Source organism: Pseudomonas sp. 1L-E-NC-VB-C3, from assembly GCF_057291535.1.
Genome location: NZ_JBXAWD010000002.1, coordinates 394449 through 419693 on the forward strand (window position 1 = coordinate 394449; position 25245 = coordinate 419693).

Here is a 25245-nt window from a genome sequence, read left to right on the forward strand (position 1 = left end):
GTGGGAACGATCATTACAAGAAGAGGTGTCGATATGCGTCTATTGAAATCCGTACTCCCGGTCGCGCTGAGCGTGCTGTTCAGTGCAGCAGCCCACGCCGAGCCCCAGGTCAGCGTCTACAACTGGACCGACTACATCGGCGAAACCACCCTTGCAGACTTCCAGAGCAAGACCGGGATCAAGGTGATCTACGACGTCTTCGACTCCAACGAAACCCTTGAAGGCAAACTCCTCGCCGGCCGCACCGGATACGACGTGGTGGTGCCGTCCAACCACTTCCTCGCCCGTCAGGTAAAGGCCGGCGCGTTTATGAAGCTCGACCGTTCACAGTTACCAAACTGGAAGAATTTGGACCCGAAATTGCTTGAATTGCTAGAGAAAAATGATCCCGGCAATGCGCACTCGGTGCCTTACCTGTGGGGCACCAACGGCATCGGTTACAACGTCGACAAGGTCAAGCAAGTGCTCGGCATCGACCACATCGATTCCTGGGCCGTGTTGTTTGAACCGGAGAATCTGAAGAAGCTGAGCCAGTGCGGTGTGTCGATGATGGATTCCGCCGACGAAGTCTTCCCCGCCATCCTCAACTACATGGGCATGGACCCGCGCAGTGAAAACCCTGAAGACTACAAAAAGGCTGAAGCCAAGCTCCTGAGCATCCGCCCGTACATCACCTATTTCCATTCTTCCAAGTACGTGTCGGACCTGGCCAATGGCGACATCTGCGTCGCGTTCGGTTACTCCGGCGATGTGTTCCAGGCGGCCAACCGCGCCAAGGAAGCCAAGAACGGTGTGAATATCGCTTACGCCATCCCCAAGGAAGGCGCCAACCTGTGGTTTGATCTGCTGGCGATTCCGGCCGACGCGAGCAACGCCAAAGAGGCCCATGCCTTCATCAATTACCTGCTTGATCCGCAGGTGATCGCCAAGGTCAGCGCCACCGTCGGCTACGCCAACCCGAACCCGGCGGCCAAGCCGTTCATGGATGAGGAACTGGTCAACAACCCTGAGGTTTATCCGCCGCAGTCGGTGCTCGACAAACTCTACATTTCCTCGACCCCGCCCCAGGCGATCATGCGTCTGATGACCCGGTCGTGGAGCAAAGTGAAGTCGAACAAATGAATCAGCACAATTCACAGCACGCCCGCTCCTGGTACGCCGCTTCTGCGCGGGCGAGCACGGCCTACGCTGCGCTCGACGGAGATTTGATTGCCGATGTCTGCGTGATCGGCGGCGGCTTCACGGGCGTCAACACGGCGATTGAGCTGGCCCAGCGCGGTTTGTCGGTGGTGTTGCTCGAGTCGCGACGTATCGGCTGGGGCGCCAGCGGGCGCAATGGCGGGCAGCTGATTCGCGGCATCGGCCATGAAGTCGAGGGTTTCGCCCGTTACGTTGGCCAGGACGGCGTGCGCTATTTACAGCGCGCCGGCATCGATTCGGTGGAGCTGGTGCGCCAGCGCATCACTGACAACGCCATCGACTGTGATCTGCGCTGGGGCTTTTGCGAACTGGCCAACACCGCCGCGCAATTTGCCGCGTTCCAGCAAGAGCAGGACAGCCTTGCCGAACTCGACTATGCCCACGCAACGAGGCTGGTCGGGCCGGAGCAGATCCGGCAGCAAGTGGTCGACGCCGGTGTGTACGCCGGCGGATTGATCGACATGGGTTCGGGCCATTTGCATCCGCTTGATCTGGTTCAGGGCGAAGCGCGTCTCGCCGCGTCGCTGGGCGTGCGGATCTTCGAGCAGAGTCCGGTCCTGGAAATCCTCCATGGCCCGACCGTCGAGGTGCGCTGCGCCACCGGTTCAGTACGCGCCGGCAGCCTGGTGCTTGGCTGCAACGCGCATCTGGATGACCTCGAGCCGAAACTCAGCGGCAAAGTGCTGCCCGCCGGCAGTTACATCATCGCCACCGAGCCGCTGGACGAAAGCCGTGCCGCGCAGTTGATTCCACAGAACCTGGCGCTGTGCGATCAGAAAGTCGGGCTCGATTATTACCGTCTCTCGGCGGATCGACGTCTGCTGTTCGGCGGTGCTTGTCATTACTCCGGGCGCGATCCGGCGGATATCGCCGCCTACATGCGACCGAAAATGCTCAAGGTGTTCCCGCAACTGGCCGACGTGCGCATCGACTACCAATGGGGCGGGAAGATCGGTATTACCGCCAATCGTTTCCCCCAGGTTGGCCGGCTCAAACAGCACCCGAACGTGTTTTACGCGCAGGGCTATTCCGGCCATGGCCTCAACGTCACCCATTGGTGCGCGAAATTGCTGGGCGAAGCCATTCACGCCGGGCATAGCCAGGGCATGGACGTGTTCAGCAGCGTGCCGCACATGACCCTCCCCGGCGGCCCGGCGTTGCGTTCGCCGTTGTTGGCGCTGGGCATGTTCTGGTATCGCCTGCGCGAAATGCTCGGTTAACAGGCGCTTACACTGATCGTTCCCACGCTCTGCGTGGGAATGCAGCCCGGGACGCTCCGCGTCCCAAACTCGATCAAAAGATCTCAGCCTTCGGCAGCTCCTGGACTGCAATCGCGTCCCACGCCAGCTATACACATTTGCTCTATCGCCAAGCACTTCTATATTTATGAAGTGCTTTTGCGTTCCTGACGCTCAGTGCCCGATTAATTGAGGAGGACATGGATGAAGTCGTCAGCCAGCGACGAGCCGCGAGCACCCGGTCAGGCGCCGGTCAAAACCCGCCGATTCGGTATCTCGCTGGTATGGATCGTGCCGATCGTGGCGGTGCTGGTGGGCATTTCGCTGGTGATTCACAACATCCTCCAGGAAGGCCCGACGATCACCGTCACCTTCAAGACCGGCGATGGCCTGACCGCCAACAAGACCGAAGTCAGGTACCGCAACGTAGTCATCGGCCATGTCTCCGATGTTGAACTGGCCAACGACCATAAACACGTCAACGCCACGATCAAACTCGCCAAGCAGGCCGAAGCCTTCACCCGCGAGGACTCGCAATTCTGGGTGGTACGTCCGCGCATCGGCGCCGGCGGGGTATCGGGCATCGACACATTGCTGTCGGGCGACTACATCGGTGCCGACATTGGCCAGGCCAATACCCGCTCAAAAAACTTCAAGGGTCTGGAGAACCCGCCGCCGATCACCTACGGCGAACCGGGCAAGCGCTTCACCCTGCACACCGCCGACCTCGGCTCGCTGGACATCGGCTCCCCCGTCTATTACCGCAAGATCCCGGTTGGCCAAGTGGTGTCCTATGCCTTGGACCAGGACGGCAAAGGGGTCAACATCGAAGTCTTCGTGCATTCGCCAAATGACGCCTACGTCACCGAAAACACCCGTTTCTGGAACGCCAGCGGCATCGACATCAATGTCGGTGCCAACGGCTTTGCGGTGAAAACCGAGTCGCTGTCGACCCTGCTGGTGGGCGGCATCGCTTTCCGCGCTCCGGATTACAGTCCCAACGATTCGCCAGCCAGTGAAGACAAGGGTTTCGAACTGTTCGCCGACCAGGCCACCGCCCTCGCCCCGCCAAACGGCAAGGCACAATATCTGGCGCTGCGCTTCGATCAAGCCTTGCGCGGGCTCAAGGTTGACGCGCCGGTGGAGTTCCTCGGAGTTGAAATCGGCCGGGTGGTGGCAGTCAATCTCGACTTCGACGAGGTCAAGCGCACCTTCCCGGTGAATGTCGGCATCGTCATCTATCCGCAGCGTCTGGGCCGCGCTCACACGAAAATGCTCAAGGCTTACCATGGCGACGAAAACGATGAGGCCACCGGCGCGCGCCTGATCGGCACGTTCATCGAAAACGGCCTTCGCGCCCAGGCCCGCAACGGCAACCTGCTCACCGGTCAGTTGTATATCTCCCTGGATTTCTACCCCAAAGCGCCGAAAGTCGCTTTTGACCCTACGGCACGGCCGGTGACCATTCCGACCGTCCCTGGCAGCCTCGAGCAATTGCAGGAAAAACTCGAGGCGATGGTCAACAAGATCAACGCATTGCCGGTTGAACGCATCGCCAGCAACCTCGACGGCAATCTGGTCGAGCTGCGCAAGGGCCTGAAGCAGTTCAACGCCAGGACTCTGCCGGGTGTACAGAGCACCCTCGCCGACGTCAGCAAGACCTTGCAGTCCGCCAATTCGACCCTGGCCGAGGATTCACCGCAACGTGAGCAGTTGACCGAAACCCTCGACGAACTCGGGCGCATGTCGCGCTCGTTGCGAGAGCTGTCGGATTACCTCGGTCGCCACCCTGAGTCGCTGATTCGCGGACGCCCCGACAACGCCGCGCCGCTGGACCTCAAAGGACCGCCACGCAATTGAGCACAGGAGCTGCATCCATGGTTTTACCGTTGAAGATCTCCCTGCTCGCTGCGCTCGTGCTGCTGGCCGCGTGCCGTAGCGACCCGATCAGCTTCCATACGCTGACCCCGGCGCAACCGGGTGCCAGCCGCAACGGCGCCGACATCGCCATCGAAAGCATCAGTGTGCCGCCGCAGGTCGATCGCGCGCAGATCGTGATTCGCCAAGGCAACAGCGGCGTGGCCATCCTGGATACCGATTGGTGGAGCGCCACCCTTGCCGATGAGTTGCGCGGTGCGCTGGTCGATCAATTGAGCGGCGGCGTCGGCCAGCAGCGCGCTTCCGTGCGAATCGACGTGCAGCGCTTCGATTCGATTCCCGGTCAGTACGCCTTGATCGACGTGAAATGGCGAGTGCGCCCATTAGGTGCGGCGGACGCGGCCCTGCTGAGCTGTCGCTCGGTGTTGCAGACGCCTTCAGGGCCGAGCATCGACGAACTGGTAACCGCGCAACAGAACAACATCAAACGCCTCGCTGCGCACATCGCGCAGGGTGCCAGCGGCTCGCGCTGCCCGCCGCAGACCTGACACCGTTTACAAATCGAAGCGATCCACCGCCCGCCGCCGCTCGTTGTCATCGCGCACATCGTAGTTGGCAGTCGTCTGGATATTGCTGTGATGCGCCAGTTTCTGTGCGATCGACAGGTCGTGCTCTTCGATCACCCGGGTGATGAATGAACGACGGAAGTCATGGGGCATGATTTTCACCCCGACCTGCGTACCGCGCTGGCGGGCAATGTAGTAAATCGCGTGTTTGGTGATGCGCTCGCGGGTGATGTGGCTGCCCCGGCGAATACGGTTGAACAGAAACGCATCGTCGCTCTCGCCTTCCTTGAGCTGTGAACGACGCAGTTCCAGCCAGGCGTCGAGCTTGGCAAAGGCCCAGGCCGGCGCGTACTTGATCAACTGTTTGTTGCCCTTGCCGGTCACCGTCAGGCTGCGTTCGTGAAAGTCGACCTGGCTCAGATCCAGATCCACCGATTCCGACTTGCGCATGCCGGTGCCGTACAGCAGCGCAATCACCGCCGCATCACGCAGGCCCTGCGGGCGCGGGTCGGCAGCGCAGACCTCCATCAGTTCATGAATCAGCGTGCGCTTGAGGTTGCGCCCCTGGGACAGCCGCGTGCCGGCTATGCCCTTGACCGACCGCATCTTCAGCAGGTGATCCTGACTGATCAGGCTCATGCGCCATGCTTCGTTCATCACCCCGCGTACGGCGTTCACGTACAGCGACGAGGTGTTCGGTGCATAACCATCGGCACGCAAAGCGGCGACCAGCGCCACCACGTCTTCCGGTTGCAGGCCGTGCCAGGGGATTTCTTCGATATCGACGTCCTCGAAACCGAGGCGGTCAGCGGCGTCTTGCAGCACATAACGCATGGTCAACTGGCTGGAAGGTGCCAGTCGCGCCAGGTAAACGGTCAGCGGATTGTTGTTGGACGGTGCAGGTTGGGTACTCGACAAATCACTCAAACGAAACGGCCTTGAAATAAAAAACGATTCAACAAAAACAATAAATGCATGAAATGAAACGCAAAAAACGGCATGACTCGATGACAAGGGTTACCGCGAAAGGCCCACAACCTGCCGTTCGAGGCGGTAAAAGTCAATCGGGCATTCCCCGAACGGTCTGTTTGCTGATTCTTCAGCAGTAGGCGAACTGAAACATCGCGCTCTTATGTTCAGTGCAGGGAACTGCGAGCAGGAGTGCGGCATGAAGATCACGGTGTTTGGCAGTGGTTATGTCGGTCTGGTGCAGGCGGCGGTGCTGGCCGAGGTCGGTCACGACGTCGTGTGCATGGATGTCGACGCGCAGAAGATCGAGCAATTGGGCCAGGGGCACGTCAGTATTTACGAGCCGGGGCTGGCCAGTCTGGTGCGTGAAGGCCTGGATTCGAAACGCCTGCAATTCACCACCGATGAGCGGTTTGCGGTGTTGCATGGGCGGGTGGCGTTCATCGCGGTGGGCACGCCGTCACGCGAGGATGGTTCGGCGGATCTGCGCTACGTCCTCTCGGTTGGCGACGCGATTGCCCGGCATCGCCAGCAGCCATTGATCGTGGTGGAAAAGTCCACGGTGCCGGTGGGCACGGGCGACGCTTTGCGCAGCCACATCGAAAAGGCCCTGATCAAGATTGGCCGCCTGCTGCAGTTCGATATTGTCTCCAACCCGGAATTTCTCAAGGAAGGTTCAGCGGTTGCTGATTGCCGGCGACCGGATCGCATCGTCATCGGTTGCGAAGGCGCTGAAGTGCGCGATGTGATGCGCGATCTGTATGCGCCGTTCAACCGCAACCATGACCGCATCCTGTTCATGGACCTGCGCAGCGCCGAGCTGACCAAATACGCCGCCAACTGCATGCTCGCGACCAAGATCAGCTTCATCAACCAGATCGCCGAACTCGCCGAGCACCTCGGCGCAGATATCGAATCAGTGCGCCAGGGTATCGGTGCCGATACGCGGATCGGCTATCACTTCATCTATCCGGGTTGCGGCTACGGCGGTTCGTGTTTTCCCAAAGACATGCGCGCCTTGATTCACAGTGCCGAACAGGCGCATTGCTCCAGTGATCTGCTGCAAGCGGTTGAGGCGATCAACCAGCGCCAGAAGCACAAGCTGTTTGAACGCATCAACGCGTTCTACCGTGGTGACTTGCGCGGCAGGACCTTTGCCCTATGGGGCCTGGCGTTCAAGCCCAACACCGACGACATGCGCGACGCGCCGAGCCGGGTTCTGCTAGAAGATTTATGGGCTGCCGGGGCCAGCGTGCGCGCGTTTGATCCGGAGGCCATGGTCGAAACGCAAAAGCTCTATCCAGATGAGTCGAAGCTGATGTTGATGGGGACGCCGGAATCGGTACTGGGCGGCGCCGATGCGCTGATCATCTGCACCGAATGGCAACAGTTCAAGGCCCCGGATTTCGAGCTGATCAAACAGCGCCTCAACAGCCCGGTGATCTTTGACGGCCGCAACCTGTACGACGCCGAGCGCCTGGCGCGCAATGGCTTTCAGTATTTCCCGATGGGGCGCGGTGAATCGTGCAAGTTGCCGATCACCTTGCGGCAGTGGCCCGCGGCTTCGGATGTGGCTTGAACTGGCCCTGTGGGAGTCATTGCAAATTGTGAGCTACACAGACCCTGTGGGAGCGAGCCTGCTCGCGAATACGGTATGTCAGCGACATAGCAGGTGACTGATCCGCCGCCTTCGCGAGCAGGCTCGCTCCCACAGGGAAATCATGTGCTCCGAGAGACGCTGGTGTATCAGCTTGACCGGTGGCGGCTGCCCAGAGAGGATGGCGTTCGCCCTAGGCAATCCGAATAAGGACATTCCCCCTCCCTTGGCCATCTATTCGCCGTTCATTCGCCGGTTGATGCTCAGCTCGCTGACCGTGGTCATCAGCCGCGCCCTGATCAGTCCTCTGCTGACGCTGTTCCTCAGCAACAAGCTTGGCCTCAATCCGCAGGATGTCGGTTTGCTGCTCGGCATCGCCGTGTTCAGCGCCACGCTGCTTACGCCGTCGGCCCTATGATTGGCGCGGTGATTGCCGGGGTGCAGCCGTCCGCGCCGTTCATCGTTGCCGGTGCGATCGCCATTGGCAGTATTTTTCTGCTGCTCGGCGCGACCAGGGATGCCAGTCCGATAAGTTCCGGCAGTGCGCCGCAAAGTTTCCTCAACACGCTGATGATCCTGAAAAACGACCGCACCATGGTGCTGTTCACCCTTGGCTGCCTGCTCAGCACGTTGGTGCACGGGCGCTTTACGCTGTACCTGTCGCAATACCTGCTGGTCACCCACACCCAGCAACAAACGCTCGACACCATGGCCGCCCTGCTCGCCTGCAACGCAATCACGGTGATCCTGCTGCAGTACCAGGTGGGTCGCTGGCTCAGTCGCGAACACCTGCGTCACTGGATTGCCGGCGGCACCGCGCTGTTCATCGTCGGGTTGATCGGTTTCAGTCTGGCGGACAGCCTGCTCGGCTGGTGCGTGGCGATGTTCATCTTCACCCTGGGCGAGATGATCATCTACCCCGCCGACTTCCTGTTCGTTGACACCCTCGCCCCGGAGGCACTGCGCGGCAGCTACTACGGCGCGCAGAACCTGTCAGCGCTTGGCGGGGCTGCCAGCCCGGTAATGTGCGGTTTTCTATTGATGCACACGCCTGCGCCAAGCATGTTCTACGCCTTGAGCGGCTTGGCGGCGCTGGGCGGTTATCTGTGCTTCGTCAGCGCTCGGCGCACCGCTTCAATGCAAAAATAGTGCACTAAAACTGCATTTATATGAATTTGTCAGCATCGATTTTGATCGGCAAACTACGCGCGTTCCTCCCCCAATGTTGGAACGCTTCTAGGGCTTTCCGGATATGCCGGACAAGTCCTTTTTTTTGCCCCGGATTTTGTAAAGGATCAGTTCTACATGCTCGCTCGCTGGTTGCCCGCTGCCATCAACACCCGCCCTACTGAATGGAGCCGTGCCGCGATCGGCATGGCCCTGGGCACGCTGTTCAGCGTGTGGATGTGCGCGCAGGTGTTCGGCCATGACGTTGCGTTTCACCTGGTCGGCCCGCTCGGCGCTTCGGCGGTGCTGCTGTTCGCGGTGTCCTCGGGCGCCCTCGCCCAGCCATGGTCGATTCTTGGCGGCTACCTGTGTGCTGGCGTGGTCGCCTTGCTGGTCGCCCATGTTCTTGGCCGTACGCTGGGCAGCGCCTGCCTTGCTGCCGGCATGGCGGTGATTCTGATGTGCTGGCTGCGTTGCCTGCACCCACCGGCCGGCGCCTTGGCGTTGACGCTGGTGCTGGCCGACCCTGCGACCATCGCCATGGACTGGAAAGCCATGGAGCCGGTAATGCTCGGCGCCCTGTGCATGCTCATTAGTGCGCTGGCCTATAACAACCTGACCCGCATCCGCTATCCGAAACGCGCTGCTGACCCGGCTCCGCCAGTGGTCCCGATCGACCGCCAGGCAATTACCGCCGAAGACCTGAAACTGGCGCTGGCCGACATGGAAGCCTTCATCGACGTCACCCCCGAAGACCTCGAACGCCTGATTCACGCCAGCGAACTGCATGCCAAGCGCCGAAGCATCAGCGAAACCTTTCGATAGCCACGCAATTTCGAGGCATGTAAAAACGCAGATTCCCCCTGCACATATCCCCGTTGTACACGACAAATTTGCACTGTTACGATCCGCTAACGCCCGCGCGCGGGCTTTTCGAATAAAGACAATAAAAGCAGGGAGTTACTGATGACAGCTCAGGCTTCATCCCGGCGGACCCCGTCCATGGATGCCATGCAAAACGACGTGATGGCCGAGGTGCGCAATCATATCGGCCACCTGACCCTCAACCGCCCTGCGGGCCTCAATGCCATCACCCTCGAGATGGTGCGTCTGCTGCAACAGCAGCTCGATGCCTGGGCGTCTGATGCCGATGTTCACGCCGTGGTATTGCGCGGCGCTGGTGAAAAGGCCTTCTGCGCCGGCGGCGATATTCGTTCGCTGTACGACAGCTACAAGAGCGGCGACACGCTGCACGAAGATTTCTTCGTCGAGGAATACGCCCTCGACCTGACCATTCATCACTACCGCAAACCGGTGCTGGCCCTGATGGACGGTTTTGTCCTCGGCGGCGGCATGGGCCTGGTGCAAGGCGCCGATCTGCGCGTGGTCACCGAGAAAAGCCGTCTGGCGATGCCGGAAGTGGCCATCGGTTATTTCCCTGATGTCGGCGGCAGTTACTTCCTGCCGCGCATCCCCGGTGAGCTGGGGATTTATCTGGGCGTCAGCGGCGTGCAGATTCGCGCCGCCGATGCGCTGTACTGCGGCCTCGCCGACTGGTACCTGGACAGCAGCAAACTGGCGCTGCTCGACGACAAGCTCGACCAGATGGAGTGGCAGGACACGCCGCTCAAGTCGCTGCAGAACCTGCTGGCCAAGCACGCCGTGCAAACTCTGCCCGATGCACCCCTCCAAGTGTTGCGCCCGGCCATCGACCATTTCTTTGCCCTGCCCGACGTGCCGAGCATGATCGAGCAATTGCGCGCCGTCACTGTCGCTGACAGCCACGAATGGGCGGTCACCACGGCGGATCTGCTGGAAACCCGCTCGCCGCTGGCCATGGCCGTGACCCTGGAAATGCTCCGTCGCGGCAGGCACCTGAGTCTGGAGAATTGCTTTGCGCTGGAGCTGCATCTGGACCGCCAGTGGTTTGCCCGTGGCGACCTGATAGAAGGCGTGCGCGCCCTGCTGATCGACAAGGACAAGTCACCGCGCTGGAACCCGCCGACCGTTGCCGAGCTGGACGCTACGCAGGTGGCGAGTTTCTTCCATGGTTTTGATGAGAGCGGGAGCTGAGCCATGCACGATCTCGAACTGACTGAAGAACAAGTGATGATCCGCGACATGGCCCGGGATTTTGCCCGTGGCGAAATCGCGCCCCACGCCCAGGCCTGGGAAAAGGCTGGCTGGATCGACGACGCCCTGGTGGCGAAGATGGGCGAGCTGGGCCTGCTCGGCATGGTCGTGCCTGAGGAATGGGGTGGCACTTACGTCGATTACGTTGCCTACGCGCTGGCGGTTGAGGAAATCTCTGCCGGTGATGGCGCGACCGGCGCGTTCATGAGCATTCACAACTCGGTCGGCTGCGGCCCGGTGCTCAACTACGGCAGCGACGAACAGAAACAGACCTGGCTGGCCGATCTGGCCAGTGGGCAGACCATCGGTTGCTTCTGTCTGACCGAACCCCAGGCCGGTTCCGAAGCGCACAACCTGCGCACCCGCGCCGAACTGCGCGACGGCCAATGGGTGATCAACGGTGCCAAGCAATTTGTCAGCAATGGCAAGCGGGCGAAACTGGCGATCGTCTTCGCGGTAACCGATCCGGACTTGGGCAAGAAAGGCCTGTCAGCGTTTCTGGTGCCGACCGACACGCCGGGTTTCATCGTCGATCGCACCGAACACAAGATGGGCATCCGTGCTTCCGACACTTGCGCGGTGACGCTGAACAACTGCAGCATCCCCGAGGCCAATCTGCTCGGCGAGCGTGGCAAGGGCCTGGCGATTGCCCTGTCCAACCTTGAGGGCGGACGCATCGGCATCGCCGCGCAGGCATTGGGCATTGCCCGGGCAGCGTTTGAAGCGGCGCTGGCCTACTCGAAAGACCGGGTGCAATTCGACAAGCCGATCATCGAGCACCAGAGCATCGCCAATCTGCTGGCTGACATGCACATGCAGATCAACGCCGCACGGTTGCTGATCCTCCATGCAGCGCGGCTGAGGACGGCGGGCAAACCATGCTTGTCCGAGGCTTCGCAGGCCAAGCTGTTCGCATCGGAAATGGCCGAGAAGGTGTGTTCGTCGGCGATCCAGATTCATGGCGGCTATGGCTATCTGGAGGATTACCCGGTCGAGAAGTACTACCGCGATGCGCGGATTACCCAGATCTATGAAGGGTCGAGCGAGATACAGCGGATGGTGATTGCGCGGGATTTGAAGAACTATCAGCTGTAATGGCGTTGGCCCTTCCCCTCACCCCAGCCCTCTCCCCAGGGAGAGGGAGCCGACCGAGTCGGTTACGGATTGAGCGGCAACATTTCAGGTCGGCGTAATTCGCCCATATCACGCGGTCAGTCCCCTCTCCCCAGGGAGAGGGAGCCGACCGAGTCGGTTACGGATTCAGCGGCAACTTTTCAGGTCGGCGTAATTCGCCCATATCACGCGGTCAGTCCCCTCTCCCCAGGGAGAGGGAGCCGACCGAGTCGGTTACGGATTCAGCGGCAACCTTTCAGGTCGGCGTAATTCGCCCATATCACGCGGTCAGTTCCCTCTCCCCAGGGAGAGGGAGCCGACCGGGTCGGTTACGGATTCAGCGGCAACCTTTCAGGTCGGCGTAATTCGCCCATATCCCGCGGTCAGTCCCCTCTCCCTGGGGAGAGGGCTAGGGTGAGGGGCTTGTGAAGCTCACACACTATTTGCCTTGGAATGCAGCCTCACGCTTGGCAATAAACGCCGCCATCCCTTCCTTCTGATCCTGCGTCGCAAACGCGGCATGAAACACCCGACGCTCGAAACGCACGCCTTCGCTCAGGTTGACCTCGAACGCCCGATTCACGCTCTCCTTGATCATCATCGCAATCGGCAGTGACTTGCCGGCGATCACCGCCGCGACTTTCAGCGCCTCATCAAGCAGCTCATCGCTCGGCACGATCCGCGCGACGATGCCGCAGCGCTCGGCTTCGACCGCGTCGATCATGCGCCCGCTCAGGCACATTTCCATGGCTTTGGCTTTGCCCACGGCGCGGGTCAGACGCTGGGTGCCGCCCATGCCCGGCAGCACGCCGAGGTTGATTTCCGGCTGGCCGAATCTGGCGTTGTCGCCCGCCAGGATGAAGTCGCACATCAGCGCCAGTTCACAACCGCCGCCGAGGGCAAAACCATTGACCGCGGCGATAATCGGCTTGCGCCGGTTGGCCACGCGATCGCTGTCGCTGAACAGATCGTCCATGTAGATCTGCGGATAGGTCAGCTCAGCCATTTCCTTGATGTCGGCGCCAGCGGCGAAAGCTTTTTTCGAACCGGTGAGGACGATGCAGCCAATGTGCGCATCGGCTTCCAGCGTATCGAGCGCGTGGTTCACTTCGCTGACCAGTTGCGCGTTCAGCGCGTTCAGCGCCTGTGGCCGGTTGAGGGTGATCAGGCCGACGCGGTCGCGGGTTTCCAGCAGAATCGTTTCGTAAGTCATGAATAAAATTCCTTGTCAGAGATTGCGCGAAATGACCATGCGCTGAATGTCGCTGGTGCCTTCGTAGATCTGGCAGACGCGCACGTCGCGGTAGATGCGTTCCAGCGGGAAGTCGTTGAGGTAACCGTAACCGCCGAGGGTTTGCAAGGCCATGGAGCAGACCTTTTCAGCCATTTCCGAGGCGAAGAGCTTGGCCATCGACGCCTCGACCAGCGCCGGTTGGCCGCTGTCACGCAAGGCCGCGGCGTAATGCACCATTTGCCGGGCGACGGCAATTTGCGTGGCCATGTCCGCCAGGCGGAACGCCACGGCCTGATGCTCGATGATCGGCTTGCCGAAGGTGTCACGCTCGCGGGCGTAATCACGAGCGGCTTCGAACGCGGCGCGGGCCATGCCGACGGCTTGCGAGGCGATACCGACGCGGCCGCCTTCAAGGTTGGCCAAGGCAATCTTGTAGCCCTCGCCCTCCTCGCCAAGGCGGTTGGCGACCGGCACTTTCACATCTTCAAAAAGAATCTGGCAGGTGTCGGACGCGTGCTGGCCGAGTTTGTCTTCGACCCGCGCGACTTTGTAGCCCGGCGAGTCGGTCGGCACGATAAACGCGCTGATCCCGCGCTTGCCGGCGCTCGGGTCAGTCACGGCAAACACGATAACGATGCCGGCGTTCTGCCCGGAGGTGATGAACTGTTTGCAGCCGTTGAGCACGTAGTGATCGCCGTCCAGCCGCGCGCGGGTTTTCAGGCTGCTGGCATCGGAACCGGCCTGGGGTTCGGTGAGGGCGAAGGCGCCGAGCATCGCGCCGCTGGCCAATGGTTTGAGGAAGCGCTCGCGCTGGTCATCATTGCCGAATTTGAGAATCGGCACGCAGCCGACCGAGTTGTGCACGCTCATGATCGTCGAGCAGGCACCGTCGCCTGCGGCGATTTCTTCCAAAGCCATGGCGTACGCGAGGTAGCCGGTGTCACAGCCGCCCCACTGCTCCGGCACGAGCATGCCGAAGAAGCCCAGCTCGGCCATCTCGGCGATGGCTTCCTTGGGGAAACGGTGCTCGCGATCCCACTCGGCGGCGAACGGCTTGAGCCGCTCCTCGGCAAACTGCCGGGCCATGTCGCGGATCTGGGTCTGGTCTTCGTTGGGGATCATGGTGAGTCCTTGAAATCTGAGTACGACATTGAACCCTGTGGGAGCGAGCCTGCTCGCGAAAGCGGTGTATCAGTCACGCATGTGCCGGCTGAAACGACGTCTTCGCGAGCAGGCTCGCTCCCACAGTTGATCGGCGATGCCTTCAGTAAACGCATTCCACAGCCATGGCCGTGGCTTCGCCGCCGCCAATGCAGATCGCTGCAATGCCGCGCTTGAGCTGTTTCTGCCGCAGCGCCGCGAGCAACGTCACCAGAATCCTCGCTCCCGAGGCGCCGATCGGATGGCCCAGCGCGCAGGCGCCGCCATGCACGTTGAGCTTGTCGTGGGGAATCTCCAGGTGCGTCATCGCCGCCATGCCGACCACGGCAAACGCTTCGTTCACTTCAAACAGATCCACCTGATCCAGCGCCCAACCGGTCTTCTTCACCAGTTTCTTGATCGCGCCAATCGGTGCGGTGGGAAACAGCCCAGGGGTATCAGCGAACGCAGCATGCCCATGAATCACCGCCAGCGGCTTGAGGCCCAGTTGCTGCGCATGGGACTGGCGCATCAGCACGAGCGCCGCCGCGCCGTCGGAAATCGAGCTGGAGTTGGCTGCGGTGACCGTGCCGCCCTCGCGGAACGCCGGTTTCAGCGAGGCAACCTTGTCGAGTTTGGCTTTTGGCGGCTGTTCATCGTTGCTGATCACCACCTGCTCTTTACCGACAGTCACAGTCAGCGGGACGATTTCGTCCTTGAAGCTGCCATCCTTGATCGCCTGTTGCGCGCGGGTAGTCGAGGCAATTGCGAAAGCATCCTGCGCTTCGCGGCTGAAGCTGTTGGCCTCGGCGCAATCCTCGGCGAAGGTGCCCATCAGGCGGCCCTTGTCGTAGGCGTCTTCGAGGCCGTCGAGGAACATCGAATCAAGCACGCGGCCATGACCCATGCGATAGCCGGCGCGGGCGCGATCGAGCAGGTACGGCGAGTTGGACATGCTTTCCATGCCGCCGGCGATCACCACGTCGGCGCTGCCGGCAAGCAGCATGTCGTGAGCCATGATGGTGGTCTGCATGCCCGAGCCGCACATCTTGTTCACCGTGGTGCAGCGCGTCGATTTATCCAGCCCGGCGCCGAGTGCGGCCTGACGTGCCGGCGCCTGACCGAGGCCGGCGGGCAGTACGCAACCAAACAGCACTTCATCAACCGCGTCGCTGGCGACACCGGCGCGTTCGACCGCAGCCTTGATCGCCGCCGCGCCGAGTTGCGGTGCGGTGAGGCTTTTCAGTTCACCTTGAAAACCGCCCATCGGTGTGCGGACAGCGCTGACGATAACAATCGGATCATTGGACATAGTCATGACTAATCCTCCTTACTTGGCGGCCATGCGCAAGGCGCCGTCGAGACGGATCACCTCGCCGTTGAGCATGCTGTTTTCGATGATGTGGCGCACGAGCGCGGCGTATTCGGCAGGCTTGCCCAGACGCGGCGGGAATGGCACACCCGCGGCCAGCGAATCGCGCACTTCCGGGGTCATGCCGGCCATCATCGGCGTTTCGAAAATGCCCGGTGCGATGGTCATCACGCGGATGCCGAAGCGCGCCAGCTCGCGGGCGGCCGGCAGAGTCAGGCTGGCGATCGCACCTTTCGAGGCCGAGTACGCGGCCTGGCCAATCTGGCCGTCGAACGCTGCGACCGAGGCGGTGTTGATGATCACTCCACGCTCGCCGTCAGCATTGGCTTCGCTCTCGGCGATCGCCGCCGCAGCCAGGCGCAGCATGTTGAAACTGCCGATCAGGTTGACGTTGATCACCTGCGCGAAGCTGCTGAGTGCGTGCGGGCCGTTCTTGCCGAGAATTTTCTCGCCGCGAACGATGCCGGCGCAGTTGATCAGGCCGTTGAGGCTGCCAAATGCGGCAACGGTCGCCTGCACAGCGGCTTCGGCGGCGGCTTCATTGCTGATGTCGGCAACCACGCTTTGCGCACCCAGGCGCTGCGCCTGAGCGGCGACGGCTTCGGCGTTCATGTCGACCAGCATGACTTTGGCGCCGGCACTGACCAGCAATTCAGCGCTGGCGGCACCGAGGCCTGACGCGCCGCCGGTGACGATAAAAACCTTGTTCTCGATCTGCATGACGGTGTTCCCTTGGATTCAAGCTGAAACTCTGTGCGCCGCGGCCTCTTGAGCTTTGGCGATTTCCTGGTTGCGCAAGATAAAGCGCTGCAATTTGCCACTCGGGGTTTTGGGCAACTCGCTGACAAATTCGATTTCACGCGGGTACGAATGCGCGGCCAGACGCTTGCGCACGTGTTGGCGCAGCTCTTCGGCCAACTCCGGCGCGGCGCGGTACTGCGCGCTCAGCACGACAAAGGCTTTGACCAGTTCGGTGCGTTCCGGGTCGGGCTTGCCGACGACCGCCGCCTCGACCACGGCCGGGTGTTCGATCAGCGCGCTTTCCACGTCGAACGGGCCGACGCGGTAGCCCGAAGTGGTGATCACATCATCACTGCGGCCGACGAAGCTGATGCTGCCGTCCGGGTTCCACTCCACGGTGTCGCCGCTCAGGTAGTAGTTGCCGACGAAGGCCTTGGTCGGCGCGCCTTCGTAACCGCCGAACCAGCACATCGGCGACTGCGGGCGGTCGATGGCAAGAATGCCCGGCTGACCGACGCCGAGTTCGTTGTATTGCTCATCGAGCACGACGATGCGATGGCCCGGCGAAGCGAAACCGGCGGCGCCGACATGCACCGGGTGCTCGAGGCCGTGGTGGTTGCACAGCACCATGCCCAGTTCGGTCTGGCCGTAATGGTCGTGGATGACCACGTCGAGGTTGTCGGCGAACCAGCGGATCACTTCCGGGTTCAGCGGCTCACCGGCGCTGCTGACGATGCGCAGTTTGCCCTTGATCGATCTGGCGAACTCATCGCCACCGGCAATCAGCAAACGATAGGCAGTGGGCGAGCCGGTGAGATTGGTAATGCCGTATTTGTTGATCACCCGGCAGGTGCTTTCGAGGGTGAACGGGCCATCATAGAAGGTAATCGGGTGCCCCAGCGCCAACGGCCCAGTGACGCCGAAATAGATGCCATAGGCCCAGCCCGGATCGGCGACATTCCAGAACGCATCTTCAGGGCGCAGGTCCACCGCATCGCGGGTGTAGTTCTGGAACGCGACGATGGCTTTGAGCGGCACTGACAGCGCTTTCGCCGGCCCTGTGGTGCCCGAGGTGAACATCAGCAGGAATGGGTCTTCGCCGGTCAGTAACACCGGTTCGCAAACATTGGAATAGTTGGCCAGCTCAGCCCAGAAACTGAAATCACCGCGAACAATGCCCTGACCTTTGGCGCCACCAACGGTGACGATGGTCGGGCATGCGCTGACTTCATTGAGCTTGGGCCGGTTGACCGCGTCGGTGACCACGATTTTAGCCCCCGAGCTGTTCAGGCGGTGCTCTAGCGCTTTCGGCCCGAATGCGGTGAATAGCGGCTGATACACCGCGCCGATGCGCCAGGTGGCGAGCACGGTGATGAGCAATTCGACGTTGCGTGGCAGCAGGCCGGCGACTTTATCGCCCCTCTGCACGCCCTGGGCGAGGAGGAAATTGGCGAAACGCGCGGCTTTGTCTTGCAGATCAGTGAAGGTGTAAGTCGCACTTGAGCCGTCGCGACCTTCCCAGAACAACGCAATGCGCCCGGGCAAGGCATGGCGGTCGCAACATTCAACGCAGGCGTTGAGTGCCGCCAGCGTGCCGCTGAGCGACGCATCGACGGTGTGCTGATAGTTGAACTGTTCGGTGGCAGACAAGTAATCGCGCATTGCCAGAATCCCTCGGTGTTTTTATTAGGCTGGGAACCGTAAACAACACAGGGATAGTCGCGCCGCGCGGGCCTTGGGGCAATGGTCAAAGTTATCAACGTGGCTGACTGGTTTGGCCAAGAGGTTGCGGCCGCATGCCCTGTAGGAGCTGACGAGTGCAACGAGGCTGCGATCTTTTGATCTTGATTTTTACCATCAAGTACAAGATCAAAAGATCGCAGCCTTCGGCAGCTCCTACAGGGGACCGCATTTCAAAAATGTGGGAGCGAGCCTGCTCGCGAAGGCGTCGGGTCAGACCACCTCATTGAGGATCAGTGTGCGGTAATGCCCCGGGTTCGACCCCGACCACTTGCGAAACGCCTTGTAGAACGAACTGGCATCAGCAAAACCCAGCCGTGCAGCAATCTCGACAAAACTGATCGAAGGCTCCGCCAGCCAGGTAATCGCCAGCTCTTTGCGCACGCTGTCTTTCAGCCCCTGATAAGTCTGTCCTTCCTCGGCCAGACGCCGGCGTAATGTCGACGCGGACATGCACAGTTGCTGGGCCAGCGCCTCGGTTTCCGGCCATTGCTCGGCGGGGAGCTGCCGCAGATCCTGCTTGATCCGGCTGGCGAGGCTGTCGGGGTCGCGGTACTTGACCAGAATGTTGGCCGGCGCCTGGGCCAGAAAGCGCTTGAGTTCTTCGGCGCTGCGTTTGATCGGCAGATCGAGGCAATCGGCGGAAAAAATCATCCGAGTACGTGGGCGCTCAAACCGCAGGTTTTCCGAAAACATCACCCGATAATCGTCGGTGAAGTCCGGTTCCGCGCAGCGCAGTTCAATCGCCAGAATCGGAATCCGCCGCCCCGCCAGCCAGCACGCGACGCCGTGCACGATCATCCAGTAAGTGAAATAGGTGAAGGCGCGGCGCGGTTCGGCGTCGTCTTCGAGCAGGACGATTTCCGCCAGGCTCTGCTGATGCACCAGTTGCGCCGGCAGTTTTTCGAGCATCAACGACAGGAACGTCAGACCGGTATCCAGCGCCGCCGCCAGCGTCGGTTGCGCCATGGCGCTGCGACACAAAAACGCCAGGCTGCCGGATTTGAGCGGGCGCGGGTCCATGCCGAAGAACTCGTCATCACCGCGTCGCGCCAGCAGGCGCCAGAGTCTGGCGTATTGCGAGGCCGGCACCCTGCCCTCATCGGCCGCTAACAAAGCCGGATCGATGCCGACCTTGCTCAACGCCTCATCCGTTGCCGCACCCGGGGCACAGCTTTGCAGCAGCGCTTCGCGCACCAGTTGAATGGCAATGGTGTCTTTTTCTGCCATGGAGCGAGGTGAACCTTGTTGTTTTTTGGGTGGTGGGCATCTTAACCCAGCTGCTGAAGTCACCGCAGGGCCAATGTGGGAGCGAGCCTGCTCGCGAACGCGGTGTGTCAGATAAAGAAATGTCACAGGCGTACCGCATTCGCGAGCAGGCTCGCTCCCACAGGAATCACAGTTGTTCAGCTAAGGTTCAGCTAAATGCCAACGAATTCCATTTGGGAATGAGTGTCATTATGTTACAACTTAGCCTCCTATCTAAATCGCTGTGGCTAGCCAATGCTCGTTCCCTTTTTGATCATGTTGCGCGAAGGCATCGAGGCCGCGCTTATCGTCGGCATCATTGCCAGTTACCTGCAACAGACCGGCCGTGGCCAATGGATGCCAGCGGTATGGATCGGCGTTTTCCTCGCTGCTGCCCTTGCCCTGCTGGTCGGCGGTGGCCTGGAGCTGGTGAGCGCTGAATTCCCACAGAAGCAGCAGGAGTTGTTCGAAGGCGTCGTCGGTCTGGTCGCGGTGGGCATCCTCAGTTCGATGGTGTTCTGGATGCGCAAGGTCGCGCGGTCGATCAAGCACTCGCTGCAAGCCTCGCTGGATCAAGCGCTGACGCAATCCAGGCATCAAGTGATTGCATTGATCGCCATGGTTTTCTTCGCCGTCGCTCGCGAAGGCCTGGAAACCGTATTCTTCCTGCTCGCCGTGTTCCAGCAAAGCGAAGGCCCGGGCGCGCCGATCGGTGCCCTGCTCGGCCTGATCCTGGCGGTGATCGTCGGTTTCCTGATCTACAGCGGCAGCATGCGCCTCAATCTCTCGGCGTTCTTCAAGTGGACCGGATTGTTCATCCTCGTGGTCGCCGCCGGAATACTCGCCAACTCGGTGCAGGCGCTGCATGAAGCCGGGCTGTGGAATCACCTGCAAACGGTGTTGTTCGACTTCAGCGCGACGCTGCCGATGGACGGCCCGCTGGGCTCGGTGCTGGCCGGCATGTTCGGTTACCAGGATGCGCCGACCGTCAGCACCCTGGGTGCGTATCTGATTTATCTGCTGCTGGCGCTGGTGATGTTCTTCATGCCCGCGCCGCGCCAGGCGCCGTCAACGACTTCCGTTTCCAGCCAATAAGGCCCTTCATGTCTACTACCCAAACCCCTCCGGCCCTGCGTTGGGCGCTGGCCGGCTCGGTGCTGCTGATGGTCGCCGCCGGCGGGCTGTTCTGGTACGCCTCGAACATGGCCGCCGCCAAGCGTCAGCACAACCATGACGAAATCGTCGTCAACATCCATCCGCACAGTTGCGAGCCGAACACACTGACGGTGCCCGCCGGCCGCGCCAGTTTCCGCATCGTCAACCGCTCCGAGCGGGCGGTCGAGTGGGAAATTCTCGACGGCGTGCTGGTGGTCGAAGAGCGGGAAAACATCGCGCCGGGCCTGAGCCAGGTGATTAACGCCAACCTGCAACCGGGCGACTATGCGATCACCTGCGGCTTGCTCAGCAACCCGCGCGGCACCTTGCACGTGACGGCGACGGCAGCCTCGGATGCCGCCGCCAAGGCCAAGCCGTCGATGGTCGCGTTCGTCGGGCCGCTGTCGGAATTTCGCGTGTATCTGGCCGTTCAGGGCAGCGCGTTGATCAAAGCGGCGACGGCGCTGAATCAGGCGATCGCCAGTGGTGATCTGGCCCAGGCGCAAGCGTTGTACCTGCCGGCGCGTGCCGCTTATCAGCGTCTGGCGCCGGCGGCGCAGCGCCTGGCCGAGCTGGACAACCACATCAATGCCCGCGCCGATTATTTCGAAAAGCGCGAGCAGGATCCGGCGTTCGTCGGTTTCCATCGCCTCGAATACGCGCTGTTCCAGCAGCGCAATCTCGACGATGTCACGCCGATTGCCCAGCGCTTGCTCGCAGATGTCACCACCCTCAAGCAACAGTTGCTTGCGCAGTCACTGCCACCGGAGCAACTGGTGAGTATCGTCGTGCGCAACCTCAACAGTCTCGCCGATGTGCGCGCCGGCAGCGGCGAAGAAGAACGCTACAGCCACAGCGACCTCAACGGTTTCGCCGCCAACGCGCAGACCGCGCGCAAGGTCGTCGACCTGTTGCGCCCGATGCTGAGCAAATCCTCCGCTGACGTGTTGGCGAATGTCGACCAGGCCATGAGTGACTTCGACAGCCAGCTCAACGCGTTCAAATCCGCCGATGGCTACGTCAGTTACGACGCCGTGACCGTCGCGCAACGCCAGCAGATCGCCGCCAAAGCCAAGGCTCTGGCCACGGCACTGGATGGCATCGACCCCGCCCTCGGCCTTTCCGGCCTGTAAGCAGAAGACCACGACAGATGAACGATTCAGAACCTCTCAACCTGCAACGGCGCCGCGTGCTGATGGGCATGGGCGCCGCCGGTGTCGCCCTTGCCGGATCGGCGCTGAGCTGCCCGGCCATGGCCGCGCTGCCTGCGCAAGTTACCGAAGCGCCGAGCAGCGACAAGACCGAAGACCGCCACGATTTTCACGGTGTGCACCAGGCCGGCATCGTCACCCCGCGCCCGGCCTCCGGGATGCTGGTGGCGTTCGATGTGCTGGCCAGCGATCGCGAAGACCTCGAGCGGCTGTTCCGCACTCTCAACGAACGCATCGCGTTTTTGATGAAGGGCGGCCCGGTCGCGCAGGTCGACCCGAAACTGCCGCCGCTGGACTCCGGCATCCTCGGCCCGGTGGTCACCCCGGACAACCTGACCATCACCGTTTCCGTCGGCGACTCGCTGTTCGACGAACGCTTCGGTCTGGCAGCGTCGAAGCCCAAGCGTCTGCAACGCATGGTTGGCTTCCCCAACGATGCGTTGGACGCCGATTGCTGCCATGGCGATCTGAGCCTGCAGTTCTGCGCCAACACCGCCGACACCAACATTCACGCCCTGCGCGACATCGTCAAGAACCTGCCCGACCTGCTGCTGGTGCGCTGGAAACAGGAAGGCAGCGTGCCGCCGCAAGCCCCGGCCAAACCCGGTGTGCCGGCGCAGTCGGCGCGCAACTTTCTCGGCTTTCGCGATGGCTCGGCCAACCCCGATTCCAACGACGCCAAGGCCATGGAGCGGATTGTCTGGGTACAGCCGGACGGTGACGAACCGGCCTGGGCTGCCCACGGCAGCTATCAAGCGGTGCGCATCATCCGCAACTTCGTCGAACGCTGGGATCGCACGCCGTTGCAGGAGCAGGAAAGCATTCTCGGCCGGGTCAAGAGCAGCGGCGCGCCCGTCGGCGGCCACAGCGAAAGCGAAGTGCCGGATTACAGCAAAGACCCCGCCGGCAAGCTGACCAGGCTCGACGCGCACATCCGCCTGGCCAATCCGCGCACCGCCGCGACCCAGGCCAATCTGATCCTGCGCCGGCCATTCAACTACTCCAACGGCGTCAACAAGAACGGCCAGCTCGACATGGGCCTGCTGTTCATCTGTTACCAGGCTGACCTGGAACAAGGCTTCATCACCGTGCAGACCCGCCTCAACGGTGAACCGCTCGAGGAATACCTCAAACCGGTTGGCGGCGGTTACTTCTTCACCCTGCCCGGCGCTACCGGCGATGACGACTTCATCGGTCGCTCGTTACTCGCTGCCACCTCCCAAAACAAAACCGCATGACACCCAACCGACACTGGAGCCGCCCCATGAAAAAGACGCCACTCGCGTTATTGCTGACCCTTGGTTTGCTCAACACCCCGCTGGCGGCGTTCGCCGCGACCGCGCCGCTGGATCTGGTGGGGCCGGTGTCGGACTACAAGATTTACGTCACCGAGAAACTCGATGAGCTGGCCAGCCACACCCAGCAGTTCACCGACGCGGTGAAGAAAGGCGATCTGGCCACCGCGCAGAAGCTCTACGCGCCGACGCGGGTTTATTACGAGTCGATCGAGCCGATTGCCGAGCTGTTCAGCGATCTCGATGCGTCCATCGATTCTCGCGTTGACGATCACGAAAAAGGCGTTAAGGCCGAGGACTTCACTGGCTTTCACCGGATCGAATATTCGTTGTTCGCGGAGAAGTCCACTAAGGGCCTGGATGCATTGGCCGACGGTTTGAACAGAGACGTGCAGGATCTGCAAACCCGTGTGGCCGGTCTGACCTTCCCGCCAGAGAAAGTCGTCGGCGGCGCTGCTGCGCTGTTGGAAGAAGTGGCGGCGACGAAGATTTCCGGCGAGGAGGACCGCTACAGCCACACCGACCTGTACGACTTCCAAGGCAATATCGACGGGGCGAAGAAGATCGTTGATCTGTTCCGCCCGCAGATCGAACAGCAGGACAAGGCGTTTGTTGCCAAGGTCGACAAGAACTTCGCTACGGTCGACAAGATCCTCGCCAAGTACAAAACGGCGGATGGCGGGTTTGAGACCTATGACAAAGTGAAGGACAACGACCGCAAAGCGCTGGTCGGGCCGGTGAATACGCTGGCGGAGGATCTTTCGATGATGCGCGGGAAGTTGGGTCTGAACTGATTTTTTAGCCTTTGGTCTGGCCCCTTCGCGAGCAGGCTCGCTCCCACAGTTGGAATGCATTTCCCTGTGGGAGCGAGCCTGCTCGCGAAAGCAATTCCGGACGCGCTAGAGAATCCTGTAGAGCAACCGCTCAATCCTCACCCGACTCACCCGCTTGAGAAACTTCGCCACCCCTGCCGGGTAATCCGGCAGCGTTTCAAGCGTCTGGAAGTTATCGATCCGCGTGGTATGGCGGAAGATGTTTTCCAGCTCTTTCGCCCGTGGCTCCAGCCACTCGCCTTTCGGGTCTTCAATCAGCAGCGCGTTTTCCAGATCGAGACGGAATGCGCGCGGGTTGAGGTTGTTGCCGGTCAGCAAGGTGTAACGCTGATCGATCCACATGCCTTTAAGGTGATAGGTGTTGTCACCGTCGCGCCACAAGTGCAGGTTCAACTGGCCACTGTCGATGCTGTGCTGATGGCGTTTGGCGAAGCGGCGCAGGCTGATCTCGTACAGATACGGCAGCGCGGCGATCACTTTGAACGGCTCGCTCGGCGGAATGTAAAAATCGTTGGCGGTCTTGTCGCCGACCACAATGTCTATCTTCACGCCACGGGCCAGCGCGCGGTTGATCTCACGGATCACGCCCAGGGGCAGGTTGAAGTACGGAGTGCAGATGGTCAGCTGCTTTTGCGCGCTGGCGATCAGTTCCAGAATCGCCCGGTTCAGCGGGTTGTTCTTGCCGACGCCGAGCAGTGGCGTGACCGACAGCCCTTCTCGGCTGGTGCTGCCGGCGCCGGTGTCATAAGTCGCGTATTTGAGACGGCTGCGCAGGTCGCCGATGTCGTTGCGCAGGCTGCGGGTAGTCGGCAGGTTGGGCAGGTCGAGGCGGTGCACGGCTTTCGATTCGATCAGGCCGTGCTTGACCAGATGATGCATCGAATCCGCCAGCTCGCGACTGTGCAGCACGTGGTAGCGGTCGAAGCGGTACTTGTCGAGTTTGTGCAGGTAGACGTTGTTCAGACTCGCGCCGCTGTAGACCACCTTGTCGTCGATCACGAAACCTTTGAGGTGCAGCACGCCGAACAGCTCGCGGGTCTGCACCGGCACGCCGTAGATCGGCACTTCGCTCTGGTGCGTGCGGGTCATGTCCTGATACCAGGCGGCGTTGCCCGGCTGCTTGCCCGCGCCGATCAGACCGCGCTGGGCACGCAACCAGTCGACCACCACGGCGATTTCCAGCTCGGGACGCTTGAGCTTGGCTGCGTGCAGGGCATCGAGGATTTCCTGACCGGCTTCGTCCTGCTGCAGATACAGCGCGACGATGTAGATGCGCTGCGTCGCTGCGGCGATTTGCTCGAGCAGGCAGCGTCGGAATTCGGCAGCACTGGACAGAATGCTCACCGCCTCGGCGGTCAGCGCGAAGCTGCGCAGTTTGGGCAGCAGAGAACGTTTGAAAAGCAACGGCATAAGGC

20 protein-coding genes and 1 pseudogene are annotated in these 25245 nt (G+C 61.4%); 13 read left to right on the top strand and 8 right to left on the bottom strand.

All coding sequences use genetic code 11. The annotated features are described in order from the left end of the window. Positions 1-33: 33 nt before the first annotated feature. The 4 genes from AC0Z5Z_RS05130 (at position 34) to AC0Z5Z_RS05145 (ending at position 4864) form a co-directional block, all read left to right on the top strand. Positions 34-1122, top strand: coding sequence for a polyamine ABC transporter substrate-binding protein (locus AC0Z5Z_RS05130; RefSeq protein WP_323167711.1), 1089 nt, complete (start codon positions 34-36; stop codon positions 1120-1122). Next, positions 1119-2420, top strand: coding sequence for an NAD(P)/FAD-dependent oxidoreductase (locus AC0Z5Z_RS05135; protein WP_485610805.1), 1302 nt, complete (start codon positions 1119-1121; stop codon positions 2418-2420). Before AC0Z5Z_RS05130 ends, AC0Z5Z_RS05135 begins: the two co-directional genes overlap by 4 nt. Before the next feature lie 222 nt (positions 2421-2642). Beyond that, positions 2643-4298: a PqiB family protein gene (locus AC0Z5Z_RS05140; RefSeq protein ID WP_056786000.1), complete on the top strand. Its 1656-nt coding sequence runs from the start codon at positions 2643-2645 to the stop codon at positions 4296-4298. Positions 4299-4315: 17 nt separating this feature from the next. Beyond that, positions 4316-4864, top strand: coding sequence for a PqiC family protein (locus tag AC0Z5Z_RS05145; RefSeq protein WP_095180019.1), 549 nt, complete (start codon positions 4316-4318; stop codon positions 4862-4864). Between the two features lie 6 nt (positions 4865-4870). On the opposite strand, the gene AC0Z5Z_RS05150 is transcribed toward AC0Z5Z_RS05145, so the two are convergent. Beyond that, positions 4871-5809 (bottom strand): site-specific integrase, encoded by a 939-nt coding sequence (locus AC0Z5Z_RS05150; protein WP_305965242.1) that lies wholly within the window; start codon positions 5807-5809, stop codon positions 4871-4873. 241 nt (positions 5810-6050) lie between these two features. On the opposite strand from AC0Z5Z_RS05150, the gene AC0Z5Z_RS05155 reads away from it, so the two are divergent. The 5 genes and pseudogenes from AC0Z5Z_RS05155 to AC0Z5Z_RS05175 all read left to right on the top strand — a co-directional run bounded on the left by AC0Z5Z_RS05155 (position 6051) and on the right by AC0Z5Z_RS05175 (position 11843). Continuing rightward, entirely contained in the window at positions 6051-7430 is a 1380-nt protein-coding gene (locus AC0Z5Z_RS05155) for a UDP-glucose 6-dehydrogenase (RefSeq protein ID WP_485610806.1), read from the top strand. A 244-nt stretch (positions 7431-7674) separates the two neighbouring features. Beyond that, positions 7675-8597: pseudogene (locus AC0Z5Z_RS05160) on the top strand (MFS transporter). A 156-nt stretch (positions 8598-8753) separates the two neighbouring features. Then, positions 8754-9440 carry an HPP family protein gene (locus tag AC0Z5Z_RS05165; protein WP_252876293.1) on the top strand — a complete coding sequence of 229 codons (687 nt, stop codon included), beginning with the start codon at positions 8754-8756 and terminating at the stop codon, positions 9438-9440. A 141-nt stretch (positions 9441-9581) separates the two neighbouring features. After that, the gene (locus AC0Z5Z_RS05170) at positions 9582-10688 is read left to right on the top strand and encodes an enoyl-CoA hydratase/isomerase family protein (protein WP_485610807.1); all 1107 of its coding nucleotides are present in this window, start codon (positions 9582-9584) and stop codon (positions 10686-10688) included. A gap of 3 nt (positions 10689-10691) precedes the next feature. Then, a complete protein-coding gene (locus AC0Z5Z_RS05175; RefSeq protein ID WP_041480377.1) occupies positions 10692-11843 on the top strand; it encodes an acyl-CoA dehydrogenase family protein in 1152 nt (383 codons plus the stop codon). A 457-nt stretch (positions 11844-12300) separates the two neighbouring features. Here the strand turns inward: AC0Z5Z_RS05175 and AC0Z5Z_RS05180 are convergent, their stop codons facing one another. The 6 genes from AC0Z5Z_RS05180 to AC0Z5Z_RS05205 form a co-directional block, all read right to left on the bottom strand. Continuing rightward, positions 12301-13074, bottom strand: a complete 774-nt coding sequence (locus AC0Z5Z_RS05180) for an enoyl-CoA hydratase (protein ID WP_016774718.1) — start codon at positions 13072-13074, stop codon at positions 12301-12303. A 15-nt stretch (positions 13075-13089) separates the two neighbouring features. Beyond that, entirely contained in the window at positions 13090-14217 is a 1128-nt protein-coding gene (locus AC0Z5Z_RS05185; RefSeq protein WP_095180012.1) for an acyl-CoA dehydrogenase, read from the bottom strand. A gap of 142 nt (positions 14218-14359) precedes the next feature. Next, a complete protein-coding gene (locus tag AC0Z5Z_RS05190) occupies positions 14360-15553 on the bottom strand; it encodes an acetyl-CoA C-acyltransferase (RefSeq protein WP_056785976.1) in 1194 nt (397 codons plus the stop codon). A 12-nt stretch (positions 15554-15565) separates the two neighbouring features. Next, complete coding sequence (locus tag AC0Z5Z_RS05195; protein WP_041480381.1) at positions 15566-16327, bottom strand: SDR family NAD(P)-dependent oxidoreductase; 762 nt, start codon at positions 16325-16327, stop codon at positions 15566-15568. Between the two features lie 18 nt (positions 16328-16345). Next, entirely contained in the window at positions 16346-18010 is a 1665-nt protein-coding gene (locus tag AC0Z5Z_RS05200) for an AMP-binding protein (RefSeq protein WP_423661453.1), read from the bottom strand. A gap of 291 nt (positions 18011-18301) precedes the next feature. Beyond that, positions 18302-19318 (bottom strand): AraC family transcriptional regulator, encoded by a 1017-nt coding sequence (locus AC0Z5Z_RS05205; protein WP_095180008.1) that lies wholly within the window; start codon positions 19316-19318, stop codon positions 18302-18304. A 273-nt stretch (positions 19319-19591) separates the two neighbouring features. On the opposite strand from AC0Z5Z_RS05205, the gene efeU reads away from it, so the two are divergent. From efeU to efeO (AC0Z5Z_RS05225), 4 genes are read left to right on the top strand one after another with little or no spacing between them, the layout of a single operon-like run. Continuing rightward, on the top strand, positions 19592-20431 hold the full coding sequence (efeU, locus tag AC0Z5Z_RS05210; protein ID WP_150742123.1) for an iron uptake transporter permease EfeU: 840 nt from the start codon (positions 19592-19594) through the stop codon (positions 20429-20431). 8 nt (positions 20432-20439) lie between these two features. Beyond that, entirely contained in the window at positions 20440-21624 is a 1185-nt protein-coding gene (gene efeO, locus AC0Z5Z_RS05215) for an iron uptake system protein EfeO (RefSeq protein WP_485610808.1), read from the top strand. A gap of 17 nt (positions 21625-21641) precedes the next feature. Beyond that, on the top strand, positions 21642-22940 hold the full coding sequence (gene efeB / locus AC0Z5Z_RS05220) for an iron uptake transporter deferrochelatase/peroxidase subunit (protein ID WP_476249415.1): 1299 nt from the start codon (positions 21642-21644) through the stop codon (positions 22938-22940). A 26-nt stretch (positions 22941-22966) separates the two neighbouring features. Then, positions 22967-23791 (top strand): iron uptake system protein EfeO, encoded by an 825-nt coding sequence (gene efeO, locus AC0Z5Z_RS05225; protein ID WP_353188822.1) that lies wholly within the window; start codon positions 22967-22969, stop codon positions 23789-23791. Positions 23792-23896: 105 nt separating this feature from the next. Here efeO (AC0Z5Z_RS05225) and pssA read toward each other — a convergent pair whose 3' ends face one another. Then, positions 23897-25240 carry a CDP-diacylglycerol--serine O-phosphatidyltransferase gene (pssA, locus tag AC0Z5Z_RS05230; RefSeq protein ID WP_122507334.1) on the bottom strand — a complete coding sequence of 448 codons (1344 nt, stop codon included), beginning with the start codon at positions 25238-25240 and terminating at the stop codon, positions 23897-23899. Between the last annotated feature and the right edge of the window lie 5 nt (positions 25241-25245).

Bases quoted from the DNA above. Each gene is read 5' to 3' on its own strand.
- AC0Z5Z_RS05130 (WP_323167711.1), top strand. From the start codon at position 34: ATGCGTCTATTGAAATCCGTACTCCCGGTCGCGCTGAGCGTGCTGTTC.
- AC0Z5Z_RS05135 (WP_485610805.1), top strand. From the start codon at position 1,119: ATGAATCAGCACAATTCACAGCACGCCCGCTCCTGGTACGCCGCTTCT.
- AC0Z5Z_RS05140 (WP_056786000.1), top strand. From the start codon at position 2,643: ATGAAGTCGTCAGCCAGCGACGAGCCGCGAGCACCCGGTCAGGCGCCG.
- AC0Z5Z_RS05145 (WP_095180019.1), top strand. From the start codon at position 4,316: ATGGTTTTACCGTTGAAGATCTCCCTGCTCGCTGCGCTCGTGCTGCTG.
- AC0Z5Z_RS05155 (WP_485610806.1), top strand. From the start codon at position 6,051: ATGAAGATCACGGTGTTTGGCAGTGGTTATGTCGGTCTGGTGCAGGCG.
- AC0Z5Z_RS05165 (WP_252876293.1), top strand. From the start codon at position 8,754: ATGCTCGCTCGCTGGTTGCCCGCTGCCATCAACACCCGCCCTACTGAA.
- AC0Z5Z_RS05170 (WP_485610807.1), top strand. From the start codon at position 9,582: ATGACAGCTCAGGCTTCATCCCGGCGGACCCCGTCCATGGATGCCATG.
- AC0Z5Z_RS05175 (WP_041480377.1), top strand. From the start codon at position 10,692: ATGCACGATCTCGAACTGACTGAAGAACAAGTGATGATCCGCGACATG.
- AC0Z5Z_RS05180 (WP_016774718.1), bottom strand. From the start codon at position 13,074: ATGACTTACGAAACGATTCTGCTGGAAACCCGCGACCGCGTCGGCCTG.
- AC0Z5Z_RS05185 (WP_095180012.1), bottom strand. From the start codon at position 14,217: ATGATCCCCAACGAAGACCAGACCCAGATCCGCGACATGGCCCGGCAG.
- AC0Z5Z_RS05190 (WP_056785976.1), bottom strand. From the start codon at position 15,553: ATGACTATGTCCAATGATCCGATTGTTATCGTCAGCGCTGTCCGCACA.
- AC0Z5Z_RS05195 (WP_041480381.1), bottom strand. From the start codon at position 16,327: ATGCAGATCGAGAACAAGGTTTTTATCGTCACCGGCGGCGCGTCAGGC.
- AC0Z5Z_RS05200 (WP_423661453.1), bottom strand. From the start codon at position 18,010: ATGCGCGATTACTTGTCTGCCACCGAACAGTTCAACTATCAGCACACC.
- AC0Z5Z_RS05205 (WP_095180008.1), bottom strand. From the start codon at position 19,318: ATGGCAGAAAAAGACACCATTGCCATTCAACTGGTGCGCGAAGCGCTG.
- efeU (WP_150742123.1), top strand. From the start codon at position 19,592: ATGCTCGTTCCCTTTTTGATCATGTTGCGCGAAGGCATCGAGGCCGCG.
- efeO (WP_485610808.1), top strand. From the start codon at position 20,440: ATGTCTACTACCCAAACCCCTCCGGCCCTGCGTTGGGCGCTGGCCGGC.
- efeB (WP_476249415.1), top strand. From the start codon at position 21,642: ATGAACGATTCAGAACCTCTCAACCTGCAACGGCGCCGCGTGCTGATG.
- efeO (WP_353188822.1), top strand. From the start codon at position 22,967: ATGAAAAAGACGCCACTCGCGTTATTGCTGACCCTTGGTTTGCTCAAC.
- pssA (WP_122507334.1), bottom strand. From the start codon at position 25,240: ATGCCGTTGCTTTTCAAACGTTCTCTGCTGCCCAAACTGCGCAGCTTC.